A 23,963-nucleotide genomic window follows, 5' to 3' on the forward strand; every position below is an offset into this window, starting at 1 on the left:
TGCTCACGCGGCCGGCTGCCAGCCCGGACGGCCGAACAGGTACCCCGCGCGGTGGCGCCAACTCGTCGCCGCACGCACATCCCGCCAGATCGCCGCGTACTCGTGGGTGGCGACCTTGAGCGGGTTGAACGTCTGGATGTTGGTGGTCAAGCCGTAGCTGACCCGCTCCCCCTCCGGCTCGAAACTGCCGAACAGCCGGTCCCAGACGATCAGGATGCCGCCGTAGTTGCGGTCCAGGTAGGGGTCGTTGGAGCCGTGATGCACCCGGTGGTGCGACGGGGTGTTGAAGAACCACTCGATCGGCCGGGGCAGCCGGTCGATCCGCTCGGTGTGCAGGAAGAACTGGTAGGCCAGGCTGACCGACTGCTGGAGGAAGATCATCCACGGCGGGAATCCGAGGGCCGCCAGCCCCAGCCAGAACGGCAGCGCGGTCATCGGCGTCCAGCTCTGCCGCAGCGCCGTGGACAGGTTGAAGTACTGGCTGGAATGGTGCACCACGTGGCCGGCCCAGAGCAGCCGCACCTCGTGGTGCAGCCGGTGGAACCAGTAGTAGGCGACATCGTCGGCGACGAACAGCAGCACCCAGACCCACCAGTCGTGCGGGTCCAGCTTGATGGGGCTGAGCACGTAGAGCCCGGCGAACAGCACCGCGGTGACCAGCTTCCACGGCACGCCGATGATCTGGCTGCCCACGCCCATGGACAGGCTGGTGGCGGTGTCACGGGCCTCGTAGCCGCGTTCCTCGTCGTCCGGCAGGAATCGGAACGACAGGACTTCCATGACTATCAGTAGCAGGAACGCCGGGACGGCGAAGAGGACGGCGGGAATCATTCGGGCTGTTCGTCCAATCTCTGGGGTGAGCCGGGGCGGTCTACGGTGGTCACCGCCCTGGCCGGATCCGGGTCATCGCCGCGTTCCCGCCCAGCCGGGCGGCGCAGCCTCATCACTTCACTTCCGCACTCCGCCCCCGCACCTCAGTCCCGCGGTCCGCTTCCGTACCTCAGCCCGCGCTCCGCTTCCGTACCTCGGCCCGCACTCCGCTCACGCACCTCGGCCCCGCAGTTCGCCTCCGCACCTCGGCCCCGCACTCCGCTCACGCACCTCGGCCCGCACTCCGCTCACGCACCTCGGCCCCGCAGTTCGCCTCCGCACCTCGGCCCCGCACTCCGCTCTCGCACTTCGCTTCCGCACCTCGGCCCCGCGCCCCGCTTCCGCACATCGGCCACGCGCCCCGCTTCCGCACCTCGGCCCAACGCTCCGCTTCCGCACTCGCCCCCGCGCTTCGGTCCCGCACTTCGCTTCCGCACCTAGGTCCCGCGTTCCGCTAAGGCACATCGGCCCCGCACTCCGCTTCCGCACGAGCCCCCCAACTTCACGGCCCCTGGGTCCGTTGCTCCCCGCCGGTCATGGATCGGCGACTATCGCGCACGCCACGGGAAGCGGCGTCGTCACGCGATGGCGAGTGACGTCACCGGGATTCGCCGGTGCGTCCGTTCTAAAGTGCCTGTGCACTGTGGTCGATCTTGCCCGGCTGACTACACAAGATCGCCGCCATCCAGACGCCCCCGAATTCACGGCTTTCGATGGGTAGGCAGGGCTCGCATGTCCTCAGCTGCGTTCGGAAGTGGCTTACTTGAGCGTCGGCTCTGTCATGGGGCGGCGGATTCGTCGTGGGCGCCGGCTTCACCCTGAGTGGCGGCTCTGTCATGGGCAGCGGCCTCGCCGGTCGCGGTCAGCGCGAGCAGCGCCCGAGCCGTGCGCTGCGCGCCGGCCGCGTCGCCCCAGGCGATCTGATCGGACAACCTACGGTGGGCGCCCACGTCCAAGAGCTCAGCGGTACGCCGGGGAGCAGGCATGTGACCGACCGCGATCGCCCCGGCGGTGAGGCTGTTGAAGGCGAGCAGGTAGGCGATGTTCCCGGAACCCTCGATGATCCGCCGCCACAGTGCCAGGTCGGCCTCAGCCATCCTGGCCAGATCGGGGACCACCGCCGCATACCGGTCAACGGCCTCGGCGATCGCCGCCCGCGCCCCGGGGGCAGCCCGCTCGGCGCACAGCCGGGCGGCGTCGGCGCCGATGCAGGCCCGCATCTCGAGTACGTCCCGCCCGAGCGTGGCGACCGGCAACACATCCTCGGCGCCGACGAGCGCCATCGCCAGGTCGAGGCCCGCGGTGGCCCGCCAGTCCAGCACCCGGGTCGCCCCGCCCTGACTCACCCGCACCAGCCCGAGCTGCTGCAACCGCCGCAGCGCTTCACGGACCGCATGCCGGTTGACCTCGAACGTCGCGGACAGCTCACGCTCACTGGGCAGCGCTTCGTCGGCAGCGTAGCGACCGCTGACGATGGCATCGCGCAGCCGCCCGAACACTTGATCCGACACGGACTGCCGGGAGATCGGCTCGAACGTCATGCCCGGAAGTGTGCCCGCCCTCACATCAACCCGTCAACTGGTTGGACCAGTTGACTCAAGCATGTTTGGCAATATCCAGCGCCCCGCCGTCACCGAGCCAAACCGCAACAAGGCCCCTTCCGCGAACATGCGCGCGGCCGCACCCCGCACCCCGCACCCCGCACCCCGCACCCCGCACCCCGCACCCCGCACCCCGCACCCCGCACCCCGCACCCCGCACCCCGCACCGATCGAACTTCGATCTTGGACAGCTCACCACCGCCTTCGACAACAAGCACTCAGGCTCGAACAGCCGCAGCCACATCGAAACGGTCACCGCTCCACCGGCGTCACCGCGATCGACCGCAACATTCCGTCGCTGATCTAAGACGCCCTCAACGTCCCTGATCGATCAGCAACATCCCCGCCGCATCCTCAGAGACCGTCAACGGCTTCGCTCGACCAGCAACATTCCGTCACGGTCGCGGCCCCGAAACGCTGTCAAAGGCGTCGCGTGACGGCCTCGGTGAATCCGCGCATCGGAGCCGACCAACCGTTCGGATCGCCCCAGGCGAAGTCGTGCGCGCCGGACAGCTCGATGTATCCGCCGGTTGCGAGGCCGCGCGCCCACCGGGCCGTGGACATCGGGTCGCGCCGACCGCGCAGCACCAGAATCGGCACCGTCACCCTGCGCAACGACTCCTCGATGACGTGCCGCCGATGGACGCGCACCAGATGGGCGATGTGGCGGAGGCCCGCACGCCGCCATTCCGGCCACTGCGTGGCCAAAACGCCCGGTGCCTCTCGACGTCCCGCAAGCAACCAGCGACGAAACAGACGATCCGTACGCCGGTAGGCAGGATCGGTCATCGGCGCGGCCAGCACCAGCCCGGCCACGTACGGATCCCGGCTCGCGGCCTCGGCGGCCACCTGTGTTCCGCTGGAGTGCCCGGCGAGAATCACGGGATCCCGCACCTTTCTGGCCAGCCAGTCGGCAACCGCCCGCCCGTAGTCGGCGACCGGTAGGCGCTCCGCCGGCAGTTCGAGCAGATGCGCACGGGTGAAGGAACTCAATGCGGCGAGGCCGGGCAACAGGTAGTCGGCCACCGCCAGGCCCTGCACCAGCACGATCTCCGGGACTCCCACCCGCGGCACCCCCACGGAACGGCTGCGCACAACCCCGAAAGCCCCTCGGTGGTACGACGTGACGACCGCCCCAACCACACCCGGCTCCCTCGCTCCAGCCCCCGGCACCGTCCATCCCGCCACACCCGGCTCAGTCACTTGGCACCCCGAGCACCACCGAACCCGCCACACCCAAATCAGTCACCCCGCACCCCAGCACACCGAAGCCAGCTCAGTCACAGCGCACCCCCGCACCACCGAACCCGCCCCACCCAGCTCAGTCACCACGCACCACCGCACCACCGGCACCGCCACACCCAGCTCAGTCACCACGCACCACTGCACCACCGGCACCGCCACACCCAACTCAGTCGCCGCGGATCCCGGCGCTGTTGGACCCGACGCCGGCGACTCAGATTCCTGCGCTACCGAACGAAACTCCACCGTCCCGGCCCCCGGCGCTGCCGCACCCCATCCCCACGCCCCAGACCCCGGCACTACCGCACCCAACTTCGACGCTCCAAATCCCGCCGCAGCTGCACTGGACTCCACCGCCCCAAACCCCGGCATACCGCACCCAACCTCGACGCCCCAACCCCGCCGCAGCCGCACTGGACTCCACCACCCTGACCACCGGCGCTGCCGCAACCAACCCGGACACCCCGACCTCCGCCGCTGCCGCACCCGGCACTACTGCCCCGAACCTCGCCACAGCCGCACTGGACTCCACCAACTCGACCTCCGGCGCTGCCGCACCCGGCGCTACTGCCCCGAACCTCGCCACAGCCGCGCTGGGCTCCACCGCCTCAAACCCGGGCATACCGCACCCAACCCCGACGCCCCAGACCCCGCACCACCGCACCACCGCACCACCGCACCACCGCACCACCGCAGCCGACCCCGATATCCGAACCCCCCGCGCTGCCGCATCCGGCGTCGGCGTCGCGGACTCCGGTGTTGCCTTTGTGGCTGGGCTGAGCGGATCCGTCATGACCAGAACAGCCCTGACCATCTGGCTTCCGCCTTCGCGCTCCGACCATTTCGCTTGCAAGGCCGGCAATCTGGTCAGGGGCGCGAATTCGCACTCTGCTTTCCCGAACACGTCGTGCCTGAACGTGGCGGCTGGTGCGGCAGCGATCGTCGGCGGAGAAGCGGTTGCCACCGGTTCGTACCCGGCGGATCGGGGCATCAACCGGCGCATGAGGATGCCGCGTGAGGTCGCCGGATTCGACTCCGCGACCGGGATGGTCGTGGCGCTGGCGCGATTCCTGCACGGGCTCGGCACCCCGCCACTGGGCGATCCAAGGATGCGGCTGCTGCGCCCGGCGGCCGCCCTGCTCGGACGGGCTCCGGTCGGGATGCGGCAGTTCGTGTACAGCATGTTCAGCGGCGCGGAAGGCCGGCCGGAACAGGAGATCGCCACGCTCGACGCGGACGACGTGTTCCGGAGGATCGCCGGCGCCTATCCACGCCGTCGGTACCCCGTCGTGGTGATCGGTTCCTCGGGTGGGGCCATGATCCACCTGTGCGCGGCACTCGGCGTGCCGTGGTTGCCGCAGACCGTGCTCATACCCGTACGCCAAAGGGGTTTGACTCCGGACGAACCGCGACGCGCGGCAGAAGTCTTCGATCGCACCGCTCGCGCCCTGCTGGACGCAAACCCCGACCTGGTGCTCCACCACATGCACGACCCGGTTCAGGACCGTCTGACGCTACGGCGGATCGCGTATTTTCGGGTGAAACGGACCCGGCTCGGGCGCGCCTACGAGGAGTTCCTGGCCGATGTGCTGGAGCCGGGCGGAACCGTGCTGCTGGCGGAATGCGGGCAGACATGGCCGATCTCGTCACGGGGCGAGCGGCACGTGTTCCAGTTCGGCGCGGTCGGCGGTTTACCGCCACACGAGTACATCGACGGCAGCGCACGCGTCCGTGATTATCTGCGCCGTTACCGCGTTCCGGCCGAGCGGTGGGAGGCGCCGCCCGTGGACGGCACGGCCCCGGAGGCCGAGTGGGGATTCGAGCCGGGGCTCCGCGACGACGTTCAACGGTTCGCGAAGGAACGCGGCTATCGGGTGGCGCGGCTGGTCCACGACCGGCCGGAGGATCTCAGTCCGCTCGTCGCCGATCTCTATCGTCGCTGGTACCGGCGGCGCGGGCTGCCCGCGAACCGGCTGCTGATCGAGTCGTTCATGCTGATGGACCCGTGGTGGACGCTACGCACCGGCAGTGTCCCGTACTGGACGCTGTTCCCGGTGCGGCCGTCGCTCGACCGGCTGCACCGGTATCTGGACGGCGCGGACACGTACGATTTCCTGCATCTGGGCCTTTTCTGCCACGGCGTCGAGTCGCCGGGCTCGGTGAGCGCCGCCGAATGGCGCGATCTGCTGGGACGCGCCGGCGTGAAAGGCGCGTTCGCCGGAGTCTCGCCACGCCGTTATCCGACCGATCCGGGCACGTTCTTCGAGTTCCCGCGCGCGCTGCGGGCCATCCCGCAACGGCATCCGCTTCCCGACCCGCTCACCCTGGGTGAGGTCGAGGCCGACGTCGGCGGTCAGTACTTCCACTGATGTGCGGAACCGGAGGCCGGCCGAACATCATCGGTAACGACTACCGGAGGTGACCGACGATGTACGCCCGAATCCAGACCACCGCGTCCCGGCCCGACAACGCCGACAAGCTCGCCCGCGAGCTTGTCGAAATGATCTCCGGACATCCGGGGTACGCGGGCCTGATCCTGCTCGAGGGCTCCCTGATCACGCTGTGGACCAGCCGGGAGGACGCCGAACTGGCCTCGGAACGCTCGCAGGCCGGTCGCGGGCCACGCCCGGTGACGATCCAGACCGACGACATCTATCAGATCGAGGACGATCGGCCCGGTACGGCGTCGGGCCGGCCGGCCGCCGCCGGATGGATCGGCTACTTCGACGGGCCGTTGAACGCGGACCGGCTCGCCGCCATCCGCCGGGCCGGCGCGGAACGGATCGGCCCGGCGCTGCATGGCCTTCCCGGCTTGGTCCGGACGCTGACGCTGTGGCATCCCGGCGACGCGAAGTTCGCCGTCGTCCACCTCGCCACCTCGGCGGATTCGCTGCGGGAGATCGGTGACGCGATCATGTCGACGCGCTTGCTCGACGGCGAGAACCCGGCGTTGCTGCCCGGTCCGGACCGGATGACGACGAGCCCGGTGGTCGCCTACGACACCGTGTGAGGTGAACCGTCGGCGGTCCGGCGGTGTTCACCCCTGCGAAGAGGACACCCCAAAAAGTTGTCGTATCCCACGGCTACCTTGAGGGTCTACCGGTCGAGAGTGTCGCGCGAAGGAGGAGAGCACCATGACTGCCGTTTTGACCGCCGCCCGTGCGGAGGCGCTGTTCACCACCGCTCTGGCCACCGGAAGCCGACCGGCCTACGAGGTCGTCGACGAGGCGATCCGCGTCGCGGTGCGCGCGCACGGTGGCGTCCGCGGTTGTGCAGCCGACGTTGCCGCCGAGTATGGCGACCACCCCGAGCTGGCCGTCCCCCGGATGCGGTGGGCGCTGAGCGTCGTCGAGCTTCTGTACCCGGCACGCCGGCCACGTCCGGAGCGCCCACAGCAGCGCTGGGCCCTCGTCGCCTGAGCGGTCGAGTCTCGCCCGCGGGTCGTCACCTGAGCAGGGTGAGGCCCGGTGGGGCGGCTCACTGTCGGGTCCTGCCGCAGATTGCCGGTCGGATGTGCCCTGGTCGCCTACTCGGGCCGGCATGGGCCCCAACCAACCCGGGCCACCGGGCGGCCACTCCGGCCGGCGCTCAGTGCTGGCCCAACGGCGCCGACTCAGCGCTGGGAACCGGCTGGACAAGATCAGCCGCTGTCCGGACAGTCCCCGGATCCAGTCGGGCGACTTCGGTGACAGCGGCGGCGGACTTCGTACCAGCGAATGGGTTTTAGCCGACGCGGCGGCGGAGGTGGACGGGGACGGCGACCAGCGACGTGGCTATGCCCGCGGCCGCGATAGCGGTCGCCGGTGCGGTCAGTTCGGCGAGCGCACCGAAGACGAGCGGGCCTACGCCTTGCAGTGCCATCAGACCGGTGGAGAGCAGGGCGAACAGCTGGCCGAGCCGGTCGGCGGGGGCCGCTTCCAGAAACTCGCGCTGTAGACCGAGGCCGTAGGCGAAGCCGGTTCCGGCGAGTGTCAGGACCGCGGCCACCAGGGGAAGCGGCAGCGGCGCCAGCAGGGTGATCAACGGGGTGCCGAGCAGGATGATCAACGGGGCGGAGAGACGTTCACGGACGCTCGGGCGCAGCAGGCGGCCGACGGCGAAATTGCCGATGAGCATGCCGACCGCGGGGGCCGCCATCAGGATCGCGCCGGCACCGGGAGCGAAGCCACGCCGGGCGGCGTAGGCGACGAGCAGGGCTTCGGAGCCGGCGACGAACGCGGACGGCAACCATTGGGCGAGCAGCAGGCGCCGGATGGTGCGGTTGGTGAGCATGGAGATCGCACCCGTCCAGCTGTCGCGGACCGCTCCCCCGGTCTTGGAGCCGGCGTCGCCGCGGTCGGCGGGCAGTCCGATGCGGACGGCGGCCGCGGCGAGCAGGTGACAGACGGCGGCGACGAGCAGGGCCGGGCGGGCGCCGAGCGTCGCCACCGCGACGCCGCCGCCGGCCAGGCCGAGAAGTTGCGCGGCGGAGGAGGACATGCTGGTCAACGAGCGGCCCAGGACGTACGCGTCGCCGGTGAGACGTTCGGCGATCACCTTCGACGCGGCGCCGGAGAAGACCGGGGTGAAGCAGGCGACCGCAGCCACGAGCAGCAGGTTGACCACGACCGGCAGGCCGGCCAGGCACAGGGTGGCGGCCAGCGCGGCCTCCACGGCGTAACCGGCGACGATCAGCGGACGGGCCGGGAGCCGGTCGGTGAGTGAGCCGAGCAGCAGGCCGCCCGCGAACTGCGGCAGGAACCCGGCGCCGAAGGCGAGCGCGCTGAGCAACGGGGAGCCGGTGCTCGCGTAGACCAGCACCGACAGCGCGAAGATCTGGAGGGAATTCGCGCTGATGGCGAGGGTACGGGCCACGAACAGCGTGCGGAACGTGGGTTCCGCGAACACCTCGCGATAGGTGGCCGGGCGATCGGTGACGGTCATGCCGTGAGCTTGCGGCTCGGGCACCATGGCGGACCAATGTTTCGTCGTCTGGCGTAAGGTCGTGGGGGTGTTGCGGTTCGTCGTCGGCACCGAGGACCTGTTGCGGACACGGTTCGCGCTGTCGCCGGTGTTCGATCTGATCAACCTGATCCGCGCGGTGGCCGGTCCGCATGGGCGGGGTGTTCCGGCGTCGTGGCTGGCCCGGTTGCGCCCCCTGTTCGAGCCGTTGACGGCCGATCCGGTGCTCGACGCCATTCACGCGCTGCATCTGGACAAGTCAGGAGCGACGTTCATCTGTCCCCCACCGCAGCGGATCGGACAGAGCATCGAGGACGACCTCGCGGCATTGCGAGCCGCACCGCCCGCGCTCGTGCGGGAGGAGATCGACTACTACCTGGCACGGTCGTCGTCATCGGCGGCCGCCCGTGCGGTGCTGACCGCTCCAGACGTCCTGGACCGGCTGGCCGTCTTCCTGGCCGCCGCCTGGTCTGTCCTGCTCGCCGAGGATTGGCCGAAATTGCGCCTGCTCTGCGAACGCGACGTCGTCCACCGATCCGGCGAACTGAGCCGCGCCGGCTGGGAGGCGGCCCTGTCCGGCCTCCATCCGAAGTTGCGCTGGCGGGACGGCGGAATCGACCTGATCGGCCGGGGCGGCCGCGCAACGATGCTGGACGGCGCGGGCCTGTTGCTGGTGCCGTCGGTGTTCATCTGGCCGGAGTTCGCCGTCTTCGCCGACGAGCCGTGGCCGAAGGCCATCGTCTATCCGGTACGGGGTGTGGCGACCCTGCTCGAACAGGGTCCACCCGAGGCGCCGGAGCATCTGGCCGCGCTGATCGGACGCTCCCGCGCCCTGATCCTGATGATGCTGGCCGATCCGGCGAGCACGAGTCAGCTGGCCCGCGCCCTGGGTATGGCGGTCGGTGCGGTGGGCGATCATCTCGGCGTACTCCTTCGTGCCGGTGTGGTGGAGAAGGCCCGGGCGGGTCGATCCGTGCTCTATCGACGAACGTCCCGGGGTGACGCCCTGGTGCGGTGACATCGCGTTCCACCAGGGCGCCCGGGCCTGCGACACTGCAGCATCCGCTGGCGCAGCCTCCGTGCCGACGTCAGCGCCCCGCTCTGGCACCAGGCACCGTGTGAGCCCACCGCTAGGGCAACCTCTCAGCCAAACCGCTGCCCAGCCGTGGGCACCGAACAAACCCACCGCTGGCACAGCCGCTCAGCCGAACCGCTGCCCAGCCCCGGACAGCCCACCGCTGGCACACCCGCCCGGCCGAACCACTGCCCAGCCCCGGACAGCCCACCGCTGGCATGGCCATCCAGACGACATCCGCACCCCGCGCGGCGCCAGACACCTTGCGATCCCGCCGCTTGCGCGGTCTTGCAGCTGATATCCCCGCCTGCCCGGGCGCCGGGCAGGCGTCGGGTCCACGCTGGCGCAGCATTTCATCGGTATTCCAGCGCCAGGCGGGGTAGGCGGTGGGCCAGCGGGCTCGGAAGCCACCAAGCGCGGGGGCCGAACAGGTGCATGAGCGCGGGCAGGAGGAGGCAGCGAATGATCACGGCGTCAACTAGGACGGCGACTGCCAAGCCCAGGCCGAACTGCTGGAGCATTCGGTCGGGGGACATGAGGAAGGCGCCGAAGACGACGATCATGATGGCTGCCGCGGCGGTCACCACCCGGCCGGTGGTGGCCAGGCCTTCCCGGACCGCACCGGCGGCGTCGCGGGTGCGTTCCCACTCCTCGTGCATGCGGGCCAGCAGGAACACCTCGTAGTCCATGGACAGGCCGAAAATGATCGCGAAGATCATGACTGGGACATACGCCTCGATCGGGCCTGGCGGGATACCGAAGGCGCCCTCCTGGAACACCAGGATGACGACGCCGAGCGCGGCACCGACGCTGAGCAGGTTCAGCACGGCGGCCTTGAGCGGGATCAGCAGTGACCGGAACACCACCAGCAGGAGCAGAGCGGACAGGCCCACCACCACGGCCACGAACAGGGGCAGCCGGGCAGCGACCGCGTCGGAGAAGTCGATGACCGCGGCGGTGGGGCCGCCGACCAGGACGGTCGCCCCACTCTCCCGCGCGACCGCCGGAAGCACGTCGTCGCGTAGTGTGCCGACCAGCTCACCGGTGGCCTCGTCCTGTGGAGCGGACGCCGGGTAGGCGATCACCGTGGCCACGTCACCGCCGGGAGCGGGAATCGGTGGCAGAGTGGCCGCGATCCCTGGCGTGGTGGTCACCGCACGCTGGACCGCGTGTGCCGCGGCCTCGGCCGGATGGCCGGCTGCGTCGACCACGATCACGAGCGGACCGTTGAACCCTGGACCGAACCCGGTGGCGAGCAGCTCATACGCCTTGGTGCTGGTCTTGCTCGCGGCGTCGCTGCCCGCGTCGGCGAAGCCGAGCCGCATGTCCAGCACGGGCGCGGACAACACCAGCAGAACGCCCAGCGTGACGATCGCGATCGGCCAGGGGCGACGGCCGACGGCGTCGCTCCAGTGTCGCCAGATCCGCCCTTCCGGTCGGCGCCGTTTTCGCAGCGTGCGCTCCAGCCGTGCGCCGAAGAGGCCAAGCAGGGCCGGCAGCAGCGTCAGCGCGGCCAGCATGGTGACCAGCACCGTGACGGCAAGGGCGACGGCGACGCCCTGGAGCGCGCCGATCCCGAGCGACACGAGGCCGAGGAGGGCGAGGATCACCGTGGTGCCGGCGAAGAAGACAGTCCGGCCGGCCGTGTCGAGGGCGGTGCGCACCGCGGTCTCCCGGTCCGCTCCGGCGGTCAGCTCACTGCGGAAGCGTGAGAAGACCAGTAGCGCGTAGTCGATGCCGACGCCGAGGCCAACCAGAATCAGCAGCGGGGCCGTGAAGTCGGCGACCGTGGCCACATGCGAGGCGAGCGTGACCAGGCCGATCGCCGAGCCGACGGCGAAGACCGCGATCACGATCGGGAGGCTGGCGGCCAGCAGCGAGCCGAACAGGAACACCAGGATGATGAGCGCGGCCAGCATGCCGGCACCCTCCGCGGCACCGCCCTCGGCTTCTTCGGCGGCGCGGGCCGCCTCTCCACCCACCTCGACGGTGAGACCGGGAACCTGAGCCGCTTCGATGATCTTCCGAGAAGCCTCGGCCGGCATCGCCTCGGCCGTGACGTCGAGGGCAACCGTCGCATAGGTGATCGTGCCGTCCGCGGAGACCGCCTCCGGCTTCGCCGCGTCGGCGACGTGCGGCAGGCTCCGGATCCGGGCCAGCATGTCGTCGACGGCGGCCCGGGTGGCTGGCCGCTCCGCTCCCGCCGGATCCTGGACGACAATTTCCAGGGTGGCGCCGGCCCGGGTCGGCGCCCGGTCGGCCAGCACGTCCTGCGCCTGCTGCGATGGTGCCCCGGGCAGGCTGAAGTCGTTGTGGTAGTCGTCGCCGGCGATGCCCGCGCCGGCCGTGACGCCGGCCAGAACCAGCACCCAGAGCAGCAGCGCAGGCCAGCGATGCCGATAGGACCATCCGGCCAGCCGCTCGAAGACGCTGGCTCTGTGCACCGATACCGAAGTCATGCGGCAGACGGTAGGAGCGATGAACACTCAGCCGAATCGCTCCGGAGAGGGCATGCCTTGTACCCCTTGAGAGGTACGAGGCATGCCTCTCGTGAAGGATCCGCCGGGCGGTAGGGCCGCCGTACGCTGGTCGCGTGACGATGAGGCGGTGGTTGGTCGACAGCATGGTGGCGTTGTTCGCCGCCGTGTTCACGCTGGTGATGCTCCAGCAGGGCGGTCTCGGCTCCCAGGAGAGCGCCTACCGGCAGCTGGATGTGTTGGGGGTGACGCTGACACTCGCGTCGACGTTGCCTCTGATCTTCGCTCGCCGGGCTCCGGCCGCGGTCTACGCGATCACGGCGGTGGCCTCTCTGGGCCTGCTCGTCCTCGACTATCCGCTGGACGTTCCCCCGGGCGCTCTTATCGCGACCTATGCGATGGCCGAGACGTTCGGAGGGGCGAGCCGCGGCCCTCGGTATGCGGCATGGGCCGGGGTCATGCTGTTCCCAGCGCTGTCGATCGCGCTGATGGCCGTCAACCATCAGGCCCGGTCCATGCTGTCGATCGCTCCCGGTTTCGCCGCATGGATCACGATGTTCCTGCTGGTGTGGGTCGCCGGCGACCGCAACCGGCTCCGGCAGGAGCGGATTGCCGAGTTGGAGGAGCATGCGCGGCTGCGCGAGCTGGACATCGCTGCGCAGCGGCGGCTCGCCGCGGCCCAGGAACGCACCCGGATCGCCCGGGAGCTGCACGACTCGGCCGGGCATGCGATCAACGTGATCCTGGTGCAGGCGGGTGCGGCGCGGCTGCTGCACGAGCGCGATCCGCAGCGATCACGGCAGGCCATCGAAACCATTGAAGAGGTCGCGCAGAGCACCATCACCGACATCGACCGGCTGGTCCGGGCGTTGCGGGAGGAGTCGGGGCCGGTCGATCCCGCGCCCGCCGACACGGCGGCGCTGGAGCAGTTGGTCGATCGGCACCGCGCCGGTGGGTTGCGGGTGTCGACCACGTTCGACGGGGCACCGCGGGGCCTGCCGAGTGGGGTGGCATGGGCGGCCTATCGGATCCTGCAGGAGGCGCTGACGAATGCGGCGCGGCACGGTTCCGGGACCGCCGATGTTCGGATGGCCTACGGGAGTTCGGAGGTGGAGATCGAGGTGAGCAACCCGGTCGGATCGGTCCCACAGCCAGGCGGCGGGATGGGCATCGTAGGGATGCGTGAACGGGTCGCTCTGCTGGACGGCACTCTGGAGGCGGACACGAGCGGACCAGATCTGTTCCGGTTGCACGCCCGCCTTCCGATCGCGGCCACGGAGGCCGCCATATAGCGCGAAAGTGATGATGCGGTCAGCCGCGCAGAGTGAGGCCTCGGGGCGCGGGAGACCGGGTGGTCGGCAAATCAGACGACAGCGAGCCGGGTAAGTGTGAGAACCGGAACGCAGCGACCAGGCTGTGGAACAACAGAGCCACCGCGCGGGCAGCGAACCGGCGGTCCGAATCGGGGCGGTAGCAGACCGGGCATTAGAGAGCTAAGTTCGCGAGGTTGACTGATCTCCCCGAAACGGTGCAAGGCGAAAACGACCGCCAGGCCGGCGCGAGACGAGAACGACCGCCAAACGGGTGCAAGACGACAGCGAGCACGAAACGTCGGGAGACGAGACCGACCGCCAAGCGGGTGCAAGGCGACAGCGAGCGCGAACCGGTGTGAGGCGGGAACGACCGCTAAGCGGCGGTGTGAGGGCGATAGGTGACGGGACGGGGGTGGACGGGTGAGCGAGGTCCTTCGGGTGCTCATCGCTGATGACGATGACCTGATGCGGGCCGGGCTGCGGGCCGTTCTCTCCAGCGACGACCGGATCTCGGTGGTCGGTGAGGCCTTCGACGGGCGGGAGGCGGTGGCGCGGGCTCGGGCGCTTCTGCCGGACGTGGTGCTGATGGACGTGCGGATGCCGCAGCAGGACGGAATCGCGGCCACCCGGGATCTGAGTGCCGTCGCACCTGAGGTTCGGGTGTTGATCCTGACCACGTTCGAGGACGATGACTACGTGTTCGGGGCGCTCAATGCGGGAGCGTCCGGGTTTCTGCTCAAGCGGACCCGGCCGGAACAGCTGATCGAAGCCATTCACACGGTCGCGGCCGGGGAGTCGCTGCTGTCGCCGTCGGTTACGCGAACGGTCATCGACCGGATGACGACGGCCACACCGCCGGATCCGGAGACAGCTCGGCGGCTGAGAGTTCTGACCGCCCGGGAGCGGGATGTGTTGACGCTGGTGGCGCGGGGGCTGTCGAATGCGGAGATCGCGGCGGAGCTGTTCGTCGAGGAGTCGACGGTGAAGACCCACATGAAGCGGATCCTGCCCAAACTCAAGCTTCGCGACCGGGTGCAGGCGGTGATTCTCGCCTACGAGACCGGTATGGTCCGACCCGGGGAGAACGCTCGATGAGGTGAGATCACACTGCGACTGTTGACGTTGAACGCACTGTTCAAAGGGGATGTCCGGCCACGGCTACGGGTTCTCGGCGAGATCCTTGAAAAGTCCCGGTACGACGTCGTCTGCCTGCAGGAGGTCATGTACCGGCATCTGATCCCGCGGTATCCGCATCGGGTCTCGGCCGGGACGGTTCTGCTCAAGGGTGGCCTGGTGGTGCTGTCTCGGTGGCCGGTGACGCGGTCACGGTTCGTCCGGTTCCCGTTGACGGCGCCGGCCCGGCCGGAGTACCTGATGCGCAAGGGTGCACTGGTCGTGACCGTCGATACCGGTGACGGCGAAGTAGTCGTGATCAACACTCATCTCTCGGCCAACCGGGACGATGACTGGTCGGCGGAGAACCGGTACACGGATATCGCGCGGACGGAACTCGGGGTGCTGGCCGAGCAGGCGGCGACGGTCGACCCGGCGGTGCCGGTCGTGGTGATGGGTGACCTCAACGTGCCGCGTGACTCCGTCGTGCTGCGGGAGTTCCTGGAGGAGACCGGGCTCCGGGATGTGCTGGCTGGTGACACCCGGCCGACGTATCGGCCGACGCCCGGGTGGCCGAACCCGCCCGCCTTCGATCACATCCTGGTGCGCCCTCCGATGACCGGGGCCGCCCGCCTGGTCCTCCAGGACGAGGTCACTCTCGCCGACGGGCGGCGGGCCTACCTCTCCGACCACTACGGAGTCGAGGTCGACCTCGCCCTCCACCCGACCGGCTGAGCCCGCCGTTCGATCATTCGCACCAGTCAGGGCATCGTCGCGGGAGCGGTGGGTGTTCGCCGACCGGTTGGGCTACGGGTTCGAACGCTCGGACACCTGGGAAATCGAAGACGGCCCCGGCTGGGGCGGCTGAGTTGATCTATGCCTATGTATCCCAGTGATCATCCGTACGGGAAGGTCCGGGAACGGATTCAGTGGGCATGCGGGTGCGCCATGGCTGATTCCGGGGAATCGGTAGCCGCGCTGTGGTCGTCGGCTGGGACCTGGCTGGTCAGCCAGTCGGTGGCGCGGTCGAGGACGGCGGGCTCGACCGGGCGGCGGACCTCTTCCTTGTACGCGCGAAGCGACGGCGGGCCGTGCTGGGTACGCAGCAGGTGGGTGACGTCGGATCACCGAACTGGCCGGGGTGTTCGCCCGGCGCATGGCGCTGCCACCCGAGGGCCGCACCCGCCGGATGCTGACCACCATCCTGATGCCGGCGGAGTGACCGTCGAGGGCCCGGCGATGCGCTGCCCGGGTCACCGCGGTGCGGTCCGGGCGCCGAGATGGGCCAGAAAGGCCCGGACGGCTCCGGCCGGCGGCGTTCGTGGCCCGTCCCAGATCGCGCGCAGCTCGCGGCGCAGATCGAGGTCGATGACGGCGACGTGGCGCAGCCGTTCGCCGCGCAGGTCGTCGGTGACGGCCAGCCGGCTCAGGACGGCGGGGCCGGCGCCGGCGAGGACGGCGGCGCGCACCGATGCGGTGGTGGACAGTTCGAGCGCCGGTTTCGACTGGCGGGTGCCGGCGCCCAGGCGGCTCCGCAGTGCGGTCGCCAGGAATTCGCGGGTCCCGGAGCCCGCCTCACGGGTGACCAGGGGCGTGTCGTTGAGTTCCTCGGCGGTGACCCCGGAGCTGCGGCGCGCCCAGCGGTGATCGGGCAGGACGACGAGGACCAGCTCGTCGTGGGCGACGACCCGGCTGCGCAGCCCGCGCGGCGTGCCGGAGCCCTCGATGAAGCCGAGGTCGGCGTCACCGGTCCGGACCTGATCGACGACGGTGTCGCTGTTGGTGGCCTGGAGCACCACCTCGATCGGCTCCTTTCCCTGGCGACGGGCCTGCGCTCGCAGCGTGACGAGCCAGCCCGGAAGCAGTTGCTCGGCGATGGTCAGGCTGGCCGCGATCCGCATCCGGCCCTGGGCGTCGGCGCGCAACGACGCGATGCCGGTGTCGACCTCGTGGGCGGCCTGGAGCAGCCGGTCGGCCCAGCCGGCCAGAACGGTGCCGGCCGGGGTGAGGACGGCGCCGCGGGTGGTGCGGACGGCGAGGCGGATCCCGGTGCGGGCCTCCAACCCGGCCAGACGAGCGGAGACGGCCTGCTGGGTGAGGCCGAGCTCACGTCCGGCGGCGCTCAGGCTCCCCGTACGCGCGATCACCAGCAGCAGTTCCAGTGATGCGAGGTCCGGCATCCGCGCGCTCAATGCCACAAGCCAGAATCGTACACAGCCACAAAGGCCGTTTGTGACCTCACAAGGTTGTGGCAGCTACCGGCCGGTCCGCCGGACCACGATCGTGATGGCCATGAACACGATTCCGACCCGCGCGGCGACCGGCGAACACGGCACCGGGGTACTGGCGAATCTGACCCCGAACTGGTTCGCCTCGGTCATGGGGACCGGCATCGTGGCCACCGCAGCCCTGTCGCTGCCGGTGCGGTCCGCCGGCCTGCGCCTGTTCGCCACCGCCGTGTGGGTGCTCGCGGTGTTGCTGCTGGTCGTGCTGACGGCGGCGACGGTGACGCATTGGCGCCGTCATCCCCGGACCGCCCGGCGCCACCACCTCGACCCGGTCATGGCGCACTTCTACGGTGCCCCACCGATGGCGCTGATGGCGGTCGGTGCGGGAACGCTGCTGGCCGGCCCGACGGTGATCGGCACGCGGGCGGCCGTCGCGGGCGGCTGGGCGCTGTGGTCCGCCGGTACGCTCGCGGGCCTGGTCACCGCGGTGGCGATTCCGTACCTGCAGTTCACCCGGCACGAGACCGTGGACCCGCGCAGCGCGTTCGGCGGCTGGCTGATGGCGGTCGTGCCACCGATGGTGTCGGCGTCGACGGGTGCGCTGCTCGTGCCGTACACGCCGGCCGGTCAACCTCGCCTGACCATGTACCTGGCCTGCTACGCGATGTTCGGGATCAGCCTGCTCGCGTCACTGGTGATCATCAGCATGATCTGGGCCCGGCTGGTTCATCACGAGATCGGGCCGGCGCGGATGGTGCCCACCCTGTGGATCGTTCTCGGCCCGCTCGGACAGTCGATCACCGCCGCGAGTCTGCTCGGCGGTGTGGCCGCCAACGCTCTGCCCGACCCGTACGCGACAGCGATGGCGGCGTTCGCGGTGCTGTACGGCGTACCGGTCTGGGGTTTCACGCTGCTGTGGGCGGCCCTGGCCGCAGCCGTCACGATCCGCACCGCCCGCCACCACCTGCCCTTTTCGTTGACCTGGTGGTCGTTCACCTTCCCGGTCGGCACGGTGGTCACCGGTACGTCGGGACTGGCCCTGCACACCGGAGCGGCCCTGTTCCGGGTCTGCGCCGTCGCCCTCTACGCCGCCCTGGTGGTCGCGTGGGCGGTGGTCGGGGCACGCACCCTCCGTGACGGCGTCTTCCGCCCGCCGGCGCGTGACACCGTGCTGTCCGGTTCGGGACCTCGGACCCGGGCAGACGGGCGGACCGGTTCTCGGTGGGCCTGGGCCGCCGGCCGAAACAGCTGGTGAGCAACGTCCGACGGAGGAGCGAGGGATGACTGTCCGCAGCGAGCCGGATGCCACGACCGGTGCGACGGGGACGGTGACGGCGGGTATCCGCGCGGCGTTGCTGCGCACCGCCACCTTCACCCTGCCCGCCGTCACGGCCACCGCACCGGCCGCCTGACCGTGTTCCGTTGGTCGTGGGCGCTGTCTCGTGGGGCGCGATCGACGGGTGGCCGATCGTGATCCGGGTGCTCGGGGCCGTACGATCAGCGGGTTTGATCGTCGGGTTTGGCCTGGCCTTATCCTGTCGGTCACCACTCCGCACGTCGCACCGGAGCAACGAGCATGAGTAACGCCAGGAGGGCGCGCGCCGAGCAGGTGGAGACGACCCGCGCGCGGATCCTGGATACGGCGGAGCGGCTCTTCGCCGAGCACGGTGTCTTCACCGTGTCCAACCGGCAGGTCAGCGAGGCGGCCGGGCAGGGCAACAACGCGGCCGTCGGCTACCACTTCGGTGGCAAGAAAGAGCTGGTCCGGGCGATCGTGCGCCGGCATGCCACGCCGACGGAGGCGGTCCGGGAGCGCCTGCTGGCCGAGCACGGCGACAGTGACCGGTTGCGGGACTGGGTGACCTGCGTGGTCCGGCCGATCACCGACCATCTCGCCACGCTGGGCAATCCGAGCTGGTACGCCCGGTTCGCGGCCCAGCTGATGACCGAGCCGAACCTGCGTCAGATGGCGGCCGCCGAGGTGGGCGCGGCGCCGACGCTGCACGCGGTTCTGGACGGTCTGCACGAGAGGCTGCCGCACCTGCCCCCCGAGGTGTGGCAGGAACGCGACGACATGGCGCACACCCTGATCATGCACTTCTGCGCGCGGCGGGAACGGGCCATGCCGCCGGGTGTGGACTCACGTTCCGTATGGGCGGCGACCGCGACGAGTTTGATCGACGCCCTCGAAGGGCTCTACGGCGCCCCCTGTCAGAGCATTGAGGACCGTTTTTAACGCGACAGGCGGCCCCGCTTCACCATCTACATCAGTCAGTTGCTTTAAATTGATCGCCTGGCTGTGCCGCACCGGAAGCTCCCCGCGAAAGGTCCCACGCATGTCCCCCTCCGGCATCCCCGCTACACCCCACCGGTTCACCCCCGAGGAACTCACCGCTCTGCGCGCCAGATATCGCGCCGAGCGGGACCGCCGCATACGGCCGGACGGGGCCACCCAGTACCAGCGGGCGGCCGGCGAGTTCGGCGACTACGCCAAGGATCCGTACACGCCGTTCACGCAACGGGACCCGAAGACCGACCGGGTCGAGGCGCTGGTGATCGGCGGCGGGTTCGGCGGCCTGCTCACCGGCGCGAAGCTGCGGCAGGCCGGCGTACAGCAGCTCCGGATGATCGACGAGGCGGGCGACTTCGGCGGTACGTGGTACTGGAACCGCTACCCGGGCGTCCACTGTGACATCGAGGCGACCGTCTACATGCCGCTGCTGGAGGAGGTCGGCCACGTCCCGCAGTGGCGCTACGCCCCCGGTGAGGAGATCCGCCGCCACTGCGTCGCCATCGCGAAGCGGTTCGATCTGTACGACGACACCCTGTTCCACACCCGCGTCACGTCGCTGACCTGGGACGACGCCGCCAACGAGTGGCAGGTCACCACCGACCGCGGTGACGACTTCCGGGCCCGTTACGTGGCGATCTCGTCGGGCACCATGACCCAGCCGAAGTTGCCCGGCATCCCCGGCATCCAGGACTTCCAGGGTCACACGTTCCACACCAGCCGGTGGGACTACGCCTACACCGGCGACGACCTGTCGAAGCTGGCCGGCCTGCGCGTGGCCGTGGTCGGCACCGGCGCCACCGCCATCCAGGCCGTTCCGCACCTGGCCGAGGCGGCCCAGCAGCTGTACGTCTTCCAGCGCACCCCGTCGACGGTGGACTTCCGCGGCAACCGGCCCACCGACCCGGAGTGGGCCGCGTCGTTGCAGCCGGGCTGGCAGCAGGAGCGGATGGACAACTTCCTGACCATCGTGACCGGCGGCCACGTCGACCAGGACCTGATCGGCGACCGCTGGACGGCGACCGCCAAACTTCAGCGGCAGATGCTGACCGGCACGCTGGACCCGACGATCTCGGCGGAGGAGCGCGAGTACCTCGACGAGATCGCCGACTTCCGGACGATGGACGAGATCCGCGCCCGGGTCGACGAGGTGGTCGAGGACCCGGCCGTCGCCGAGATCCTCAAGCCCTGGTACCGGTACATGTGCAAGCGGCCCACGTTCAGCGACTTCTACCTGCAGACGTTCAACCGGCCGAACGTGACCCTGGTCGACACGGCCGACCACGGCGGCATCACCCGCATGACCGCGAACGCCGTCGTCGTCGGCGAGCAGGAGTACGAGGTGGACTGCGTCATCTTCGCCACCGGCTTCGAGGTCGGCATCTCCGGCGTGGTGTCCGGGACGCTGCCGGTCACCGGCCGGGGCGGGATGCCGCTGCTCGGGCACTGGCGCAACGGCCCGCGTACGCTGCACGGCTTCTACAGCCACGGCTTCCCGAACCTGTTCCACCTGGGCGCCCTGCAGAACGCGGCGGCGGTCAACTTCGTCCACGTGCTCCAGGAGCAGGCCACCCACATCGGCGCCGTGGTCGCCGAGGCCGCCAAGCGCGGCGCGATCCGGGTGGAGCCGACCGCGGAGGCGGAGGAGGGCTGGGTGCGGACCATCTTCGAGACCGCGCCGAACAACTTCACCTTCCAGGCCGAGTGCACGCCCGGCTACTACAACGGCGAGGGCAACCCGCGGCCGGTGAATTTCTCGTACGGGCCCGGGCCGGTCGTCTTCCACGAGTTGCTGCGCACGTGGCGCGCCGAGGGCATGGACGACGTCCTGGTCACGAACTGATTCGCACGCTTCGCGGCTGCCGGTCGTCTCTCAGGCGGCCGGCAGCCGCGTCCGCCCGGGCACGGCACGGGCTCGGGACACCCACCGAACAGGTCGGCGCTCTTGACGAAGATCAACGGCGATCATAATGTGTGCACGTTCACACATCGGTGCAGGGAGTCACTCATGTCCATGGCGAGCGCCGTCCGACGCCCCCGCTTCCTCGTCTTCTGCGCGCTGACCGTGGCACTGCTGGCGGCGTCGATCGGGCCGCTGACGGCATTCGCGAACGCGGCCACCCTGCGATGCGGCCCCGCCAAGGGTGCCTACGTGTTCGTCCGGACCGCCGGGGCGAACGGTCTCGGCCACGTGGGCTGGAGCTACCGGCTCACCTGCGACGGCGGATACGCGTTCGGATCGGTGGAGAACCCCACCGGCAAGGCGCACATCGACAAGGGCTCCGACAACGGCTTCTGGCGCGGAAACGGCACCGAGGCGCAGATGCTGGCCGCGATGAGGTCCCGCGGCTACAACGCCTACAAGACCATCACGAGCGCACGGGCGACCTTCGACACCGGCCCCGCCGACGCGGTCGCGGCAGCCTCGGCCGGCCGGGGCTACGACGTCATCGGCAACAACTGCGCCGACAACGTGTGGGACGTGCTGCACGCCTACGGGGTCCCGGATCTGCCCTACCTCCAGCTTCATCCGGCTCCCAACAACTGGTACGCCACCCTGGGCCACACGGCGAACGCCGACTGGGCCACATCGACCAGCCTGTAACCCACCGGCGTCGCGGACCTCGGAGCCCGATACCGGCTGAGACCCGAACCCATTCCGAACTCTTCTTGCTTGCGACATCGGCGCCAGGCCAGGAAGTGCAGGTTCCGAGGACCGCGACGCGCCGGTGCCAGTCCGGCTCCGGCCACGAGTGTCCTCCACGGCACGCGGCGGGCGCTCGCTCAGCTAGCGACGGCGAGACCCGGCCGGTCAGGGACGATGGTGTACGAACCACGCGTCCCCCGACGGCAGGGCGACGGCGACCTCCCACCGGCTCAGCTCGAGGTTCGGGGCGAGGGCCTTGAGCTGACCGGCCGCGATCCACGCCTCGTCACCGGGCGTGGGCGGACGGCCCACCTGGAACTGCAGCATGGTGCCCCACGCGGCGACCAGGCGGGCGTCCCACCGGTGACGCCACCGCGCCAGCACCTCGGCGAGCTTCTCCCGGCACTCCCGGGTGAGCGCGCCGTAGAAGTCGACCCAGTATCCCGAGGTGCGCACGTCGACGGTGGGCGTCAGCATGAGCGTGACGCTGTCCGGCGTGTACCAGTACTCGGTCTGTGTCACGAGCCGCACCCGGTCGAGCACGCGGGCGTGCAGGCCGGCGTCGGCGAGCAGACGGTCGTACAGGGCTCGCTCCAGCTCCGGCAGTGACGTCGGCAGCGGGACATCGGCCACCAGGGCCGTCGCGTCGATGCCGGTCATGCCGCGCGCGTAGGACTCGAGCTCGCCTGCGTGGACGAGTTCGTCCTCGCTGTAGTGCCGATAGGTGGTCCAGGGCTCCGACGACTCGGCCGCCCTGGCGAACGCGCGCAGCTCCGGCTCCGGCGGACCCGGCGCGGGCCGGGGCTGGATCCCCAGCGTGGGGTTGAAGTCGCCGGTGACCAGGACGGGCCGGCATCCGATGGTGGGCGCCAGTGTCTCGGCGGCCTGCCAGACCTCGTACAGGTGATCGGGATCCACGTCGGTGACCAGGACGGTGCCCGCCGGGCCGTGCCCGATCGGCAGGCCGGCCAGCAGTGTGCCGCCGAAGGCGGCTTCGATCCGGTCGAGGTCGTGTCCCATGATGAAAGTATCGATGCGAAGCGCTCAGCGGGTGAGCCCGAGGCGGAGGCTACTTCCGGGCCGCTCGTTCCGCCAGGTAGGCCCGGAGCATCACGCCGCCGATCACCGCGACGACCGCCACGGTCCCTGCGACGACCAGGGCGAACACACCGTCACCGTGCTTCTCGCGGAGCATCACCGCTCCATTGATCATGAAATAGGCGCCGGCGACCAGGCCGGCCAGGGTGAAGACCCAGCTGCTGTTGAGCGGCTTGCGGGCACCGGTGTCCCGCGGCTCCGGAGAGTCGTCGTTGATCGAGGTCACGACTGCAGTATCGGCCATCAGGTCCGGCGGACAAGTCATCGGGCCGCATCCGAGCGGTCAGCGGGCGGTCCGCTCGATGGCTCCGAGGGCGGCGGAGACATCCCGGGCGGCGGCGATGACCTCGGGCGCGTGCGCCTCCAGACCGGCCATGTCCATGTCCATGGCGAGGGTGGAGACGGAGATGCCGCCGAGCACCTGCCCGGTGTGGTCGAAGACGGCCGCTCCGACGCAGCGGATGCCCGGTTCGTTCTCCTCGTCGTCGACCGCGTAGCCGACGGCCCGGACCCGGGCGAGGTGGGTCAGCAGGTCCTCCTCGCTGGTGAGGGTGCGGGGCGTCCGCGGGGCGAGGCCGGTGCGCCGGCAGATCGCCAGCACCTCCTCGTCGCTGAGTTCGGCCAGGATCGCCTTGCCGATGGCCGTGGTGTGCAGCGCGACGCTCATGCCGATGCGGGACGGCATCTGGTACGGCCGGCGGCCCTCCTGCTTGTCGACGTACACCGCCTCGTCGACGCTGCGGATCGCGAAGTGGGTGGTGAAGCCGGTGGTCTCGCGCAGGGCCAGCAGCGCGCTGGACGCCTGCCGGGCGGGGTCGAACCGGTGCATCACCCGGCCGGCCAGGGTGAGGATCCGCGGGCCGGGTTCGTAGGTGCCGAGACCGTCGGGGCGGGCGAAGCCCCACGTGACGAGCGCCTGGAGGATCCGGTGCACCGTCGACTTGGAGACGCCCGTCGCGACGGCGATGTCGGTGACACGGTGGTGCTCGGCGAGCGCCTCGAGCACCGCCAGCGTCTTGTCGATGGAACTGCCTTCCCTAGCCACCGATTCAGCCTACTGGCAGCGGG

21 protein-coding genes are annotated in these 23,963 nt (G+C 70.1%); 12 read left to right on the top strand and 9 right to left on the bottom strand.

Going from position 1 to position 23,963, the window contains the following annotated elements:
* Positions 1–3: 3 nt before the first annotated feature.
* From J5X75_RS38900 to J5X75_RS38910, 3 genes are all read right to left on the bottom strand, one after another.
* Positions 4–831, bottom strand: coding sequence for a sterol desaturase family protein (locus tag J5X75_RS38900; protein WP_208472731.1), 828 nt, complete (start codon positions 829–831; stop codon positions 4–6).
* Between the two features lie 818 nt (positions 832–1,649).
* Positions 1,650–2,411: a FadR/GntR family transcriptional regulator gene (locus J5X75_RS38905; RefSeq protein WP_208472732.1), complete on the bottom strand. Its 762-nt coding sequence runs from the start codon at positions 2,409–2,411 to the stop codon at positions 1,650–1,652.
* Positions 2,412–2,891: 480 nt separating this feature from the next.
* Positions 2,892–3,536 carry an alpha/beta fold hydrolase gene (locus J5X75_RS38910; RefSeq protein ID WP_208472733.1) on the bottom strand — a complete coding sequence of 215 codons (645 nt, stop codon included), beginning with the start codon at positions 3,534–3,536 and terminating at the stop codon, positions 2,892–2,894.
* Positions 3,537–3,907: 371 nt separating this feature from the next.
* On the opposite strand from J5X75_RS38910, the gene J5X75_RS38915 reads away from it, so the two are divergent.
* From J5X75_RS38915 to J5X75_RS38925, 3 genes are all read left to right on the top strand, one after another.
* Entirely contained in the window at positions 3,908–6,082 is a 2,175-nt protein-coding gene (locus J5X75_RS38915; RefSeq protein WP_208472734.1) for a hypothetical protein, read from the top strand.
* A gap of 59 nt (positions 6,083–6,141) precedes the next feature.
* Complete coding sequence (locus J5X75_RS38920) at positions 6,142–6,723, top strand: hypothetical protein (protein ID WP_208472735.1); 582 nt, start codon at positions 6,142–6,144, stop codon at positions 6,721–6,723.
* A 124-nt stretch (positions 6,724–6,847) separates the two neighbouring features.
* Positions 6,848–7,132 carry a hypothetical protein gene (locus J5X75_RS38925; RefSeq protein WP_208472736.1) on the top strand — a complete coding sequence of 95 codons (285 nt, stop codon included), beginning with the start codon at positions 6,848–6,850 and terminating at the stop codon, positions 7,130–7,132.
* A 304-nt stretch (positions 7,133–7,436) separates the two neighbouring features.
* Here the strand turns inward: J5X75_RS38925 and J5X75_RS38930 are convergent, their stop codons facing one another.
* Entirely contained in the window at positions 7,437–8,636 is a 1,200-nt protein-coding gene (locus J5X75_RS38930; protein ID WP_208472737.1) for an MFS transporter, read from the bottom strand.
* 67 nt (positions 8,637–8,703) lie between these two features.
* Here J5X75_RS38930 and J5X75_RS38935 point away from each other — a divergent pair, with 67 nt between their 5' ends.
* On the top strand, positions 8,704–9,672 hold the full coding sequence (locus J5X75_RS38935) for a DUF5937 family protein (protein WP_208472738.1): 969 nt from the start codon (positions 8,704–8,706) through the stop codon (positions 9,670–9,672).
* 410 nt (positions 9,673–10,082) lie between these two features.
* On the opposite strand, the gene J5X75_RS38940 is transcribed toward J5X75_RS38935, so the two are convergent.
* Positions 10,083–12,188, bottom strand: coding sequence for an MMPL family transporter (locus J5X75_RS38940; RefSeq protein WP_208472739.1), 2,106 nt, complete (start codon positions 12,186–12,188; stop codon positions 10,083–10,085).
* 140 nt (positions 12,189–12,328) lie between these two features.
* Here J5X75_RS38940 and J5X75_RS38945 point away from each other — a divergent pair, with 140 nt between their 5' ends.
* The 3 genes from J5X75_RS38945 to J5X75_RS38955 all read left to right on the top strand — a co-directional run bounded on the left by J5X75_RS38945 (position 12,329) and on the right by J5X75_RS38955 (position 15,367).
* Positions 12,329–13,498: a sensor histidine kinase gene (locus tag J5X75_RS38945; RefSeq protein ID WP_238490750.1), complete on the top strand. Its 1,170-nt coding sequence runs from the start codon at positions 12,329–12,331 to the stop codon at positions 13,496–13,498.
* Between the two features lie 441 nt (positions 13,499–13,939).
* Positions 13,940–14,614, top strand: coding sequence for a response regulator (locus J5X75_RS38950; RefSeq protein ID WP_208472741.1), 675 nt, complete (start codon positions 13,940–13,942; stop codon positions 14,612–14,614).
* A gap of 21 nt (positions 14,615–14,635) precedes the next feature.
* The gene (locus J5X75_RS38955) at positions 14,636–15,367 is read left to right on the top strand and encodes an endonuclease/exonuclease/phosphatase family protein (protein WP_208472742.1); all 732 of its coding nucleotides are present in this window, start codon (positions 14,636–14,638) and stop codon (positions 15,365–15,367) included.
* Between the two features lie 518 nt (positions 15,368–15,885).
* Here the strand turns inward: J5X75_RS38955 and J5X75_RS38960 are convergent.
* Positions 15,886–16,812, bottom strand: a complete 927-nt coding sequence (locus J5X75_RS38960; protein WP_238490740.1) for a LysR family transcriptional regulator — start codon at positions 16,810–16,812, stop codon at positions 15,886–15,888.
* Between the two features lie 112 nt (positions 16,813–16,924).
* Between J5X75_RS38960 and J5X75_RS38965 the strand changes: the two genes are divergently transcribed.
* The 5 genes from J5X75_RS38965 to J5X75_RS38980 all read left to right on the top strand — a co-directional run bounded on the left by J5X75_RS38965 (position 16,925) and on the right by J5X75_RS38980 (position 21,755).
* Positions 16,925–18,115, top strand: a complete 1,191-nt coding sequence (locus tag J5X75_RS38965; protein ID WP_238490741.1) for a TDT family transporter — start codon at positions 16,925–16,927, stop codon at positions 18,113–18,115.
* 25 nt (positions 18,116–18,140) lie between these two features.
* Positions 18,141–18,272: a hypothetical protein gene (locus J5X75_RS45770; protein ID WP_274383800.1), complete on the top strand. Its 132-nt coding sequence runs from the start codon at positions 18,141–18,143 to the stop codon at positions 18,270–18,272.
* A 164-nt stretch (positions 18,273–18,436) separates the two neighbouring features.
* On the top strand, positions 18,437–19,096 hold the full coding sequence (locus J5X75_RS38970) for a TetR/AcrR family transcriptional regulator (RefSeq protein ID WP_208472744.1): 660 nt from the start codon (positions 18,437–18,439) through the stop codon (positions 19,094–19,096).
* A 100-nt stretch (positions 19,097–19,196) separates the two neighbouring features.
* Positions 19,197–20,993: a flavin-containing monooxygenase gene (locus J5X75_RS38975; protein ID WP_208472745.1), complete on the top strand. Its 1,797-nt coding sequence runs from the start codon at positions 19,197–19,199 to the stop codon at positions 20,991–20,993.
* Positions 20,994–21,158: 165 nt separating this feature from the next.
* Positions 21,159–21,755 (top strand): hypothetical protein, encoded by a 597-nt coding sequence (locus J5X75_RS38980; RefSeq protein WP_208472746.1) that lies wholly within the window; start codon positions 21,159–21,161, stop codon positions 21,753–21,755.
* Between the two features lie 207 nt (positions 21,756–21,962).
* On the opposite strand, the gene J5X75_RS38985 is transcribed toward J5X75_RS38980, so the two are convergent.
* Genes J5X75_RS38985 through J5X75_RS46280 form a run of 3 tightly spaced genes read right to left on the bottom strand, consistent with a single transcriptional unit; the run spans position 21,963 to position 23,940 of the window.
* Positions 21,963–22,817, bottom strand: coding sequence for a DUF4253 domain-containing protein (locus J5X75_RS38985; RefSeq protein ID WP_208472747.1), 855 nt, complete (start codon positions 22,815–22,817; stop codon positions 21,963–21,965).
* 49 nt (positions 22,818–22,866) lie between these two features.
* Entirely contained in the window at positions 22,867–23,121 is a 255-nt protein-coding gene (locus J5X75_RS38990) for a hypothetical protein (RefSeq protein ID WP_208472748.1), read from the bottom strand.
* Between the two features lie 57 nt (positions 23,122–23,178).
* Positions 23,179–23,940: an IclR family transcriptional regulator gene (locus J5X75_RS46280; protein WP_208472749.1), complete on the bottom strand. Its 762-nt coding sequence runs from the start codon at positions 23,938–23,940 to the stop codon at positions 23,179–23,181.
* Between the last annotated feature and the right edge of the window lie 23 nt (positions 23,941–23,963).

The organism is Actinoplanes flavus (assembly GCF_017592555.1).
GTDB classification, from domain to species: Bacteria; Actinomycetota; Actinomycetes; order Mycobacteriales; family Micromonosporaceae; genus Actinoplanes; species Actinoplanes flavus.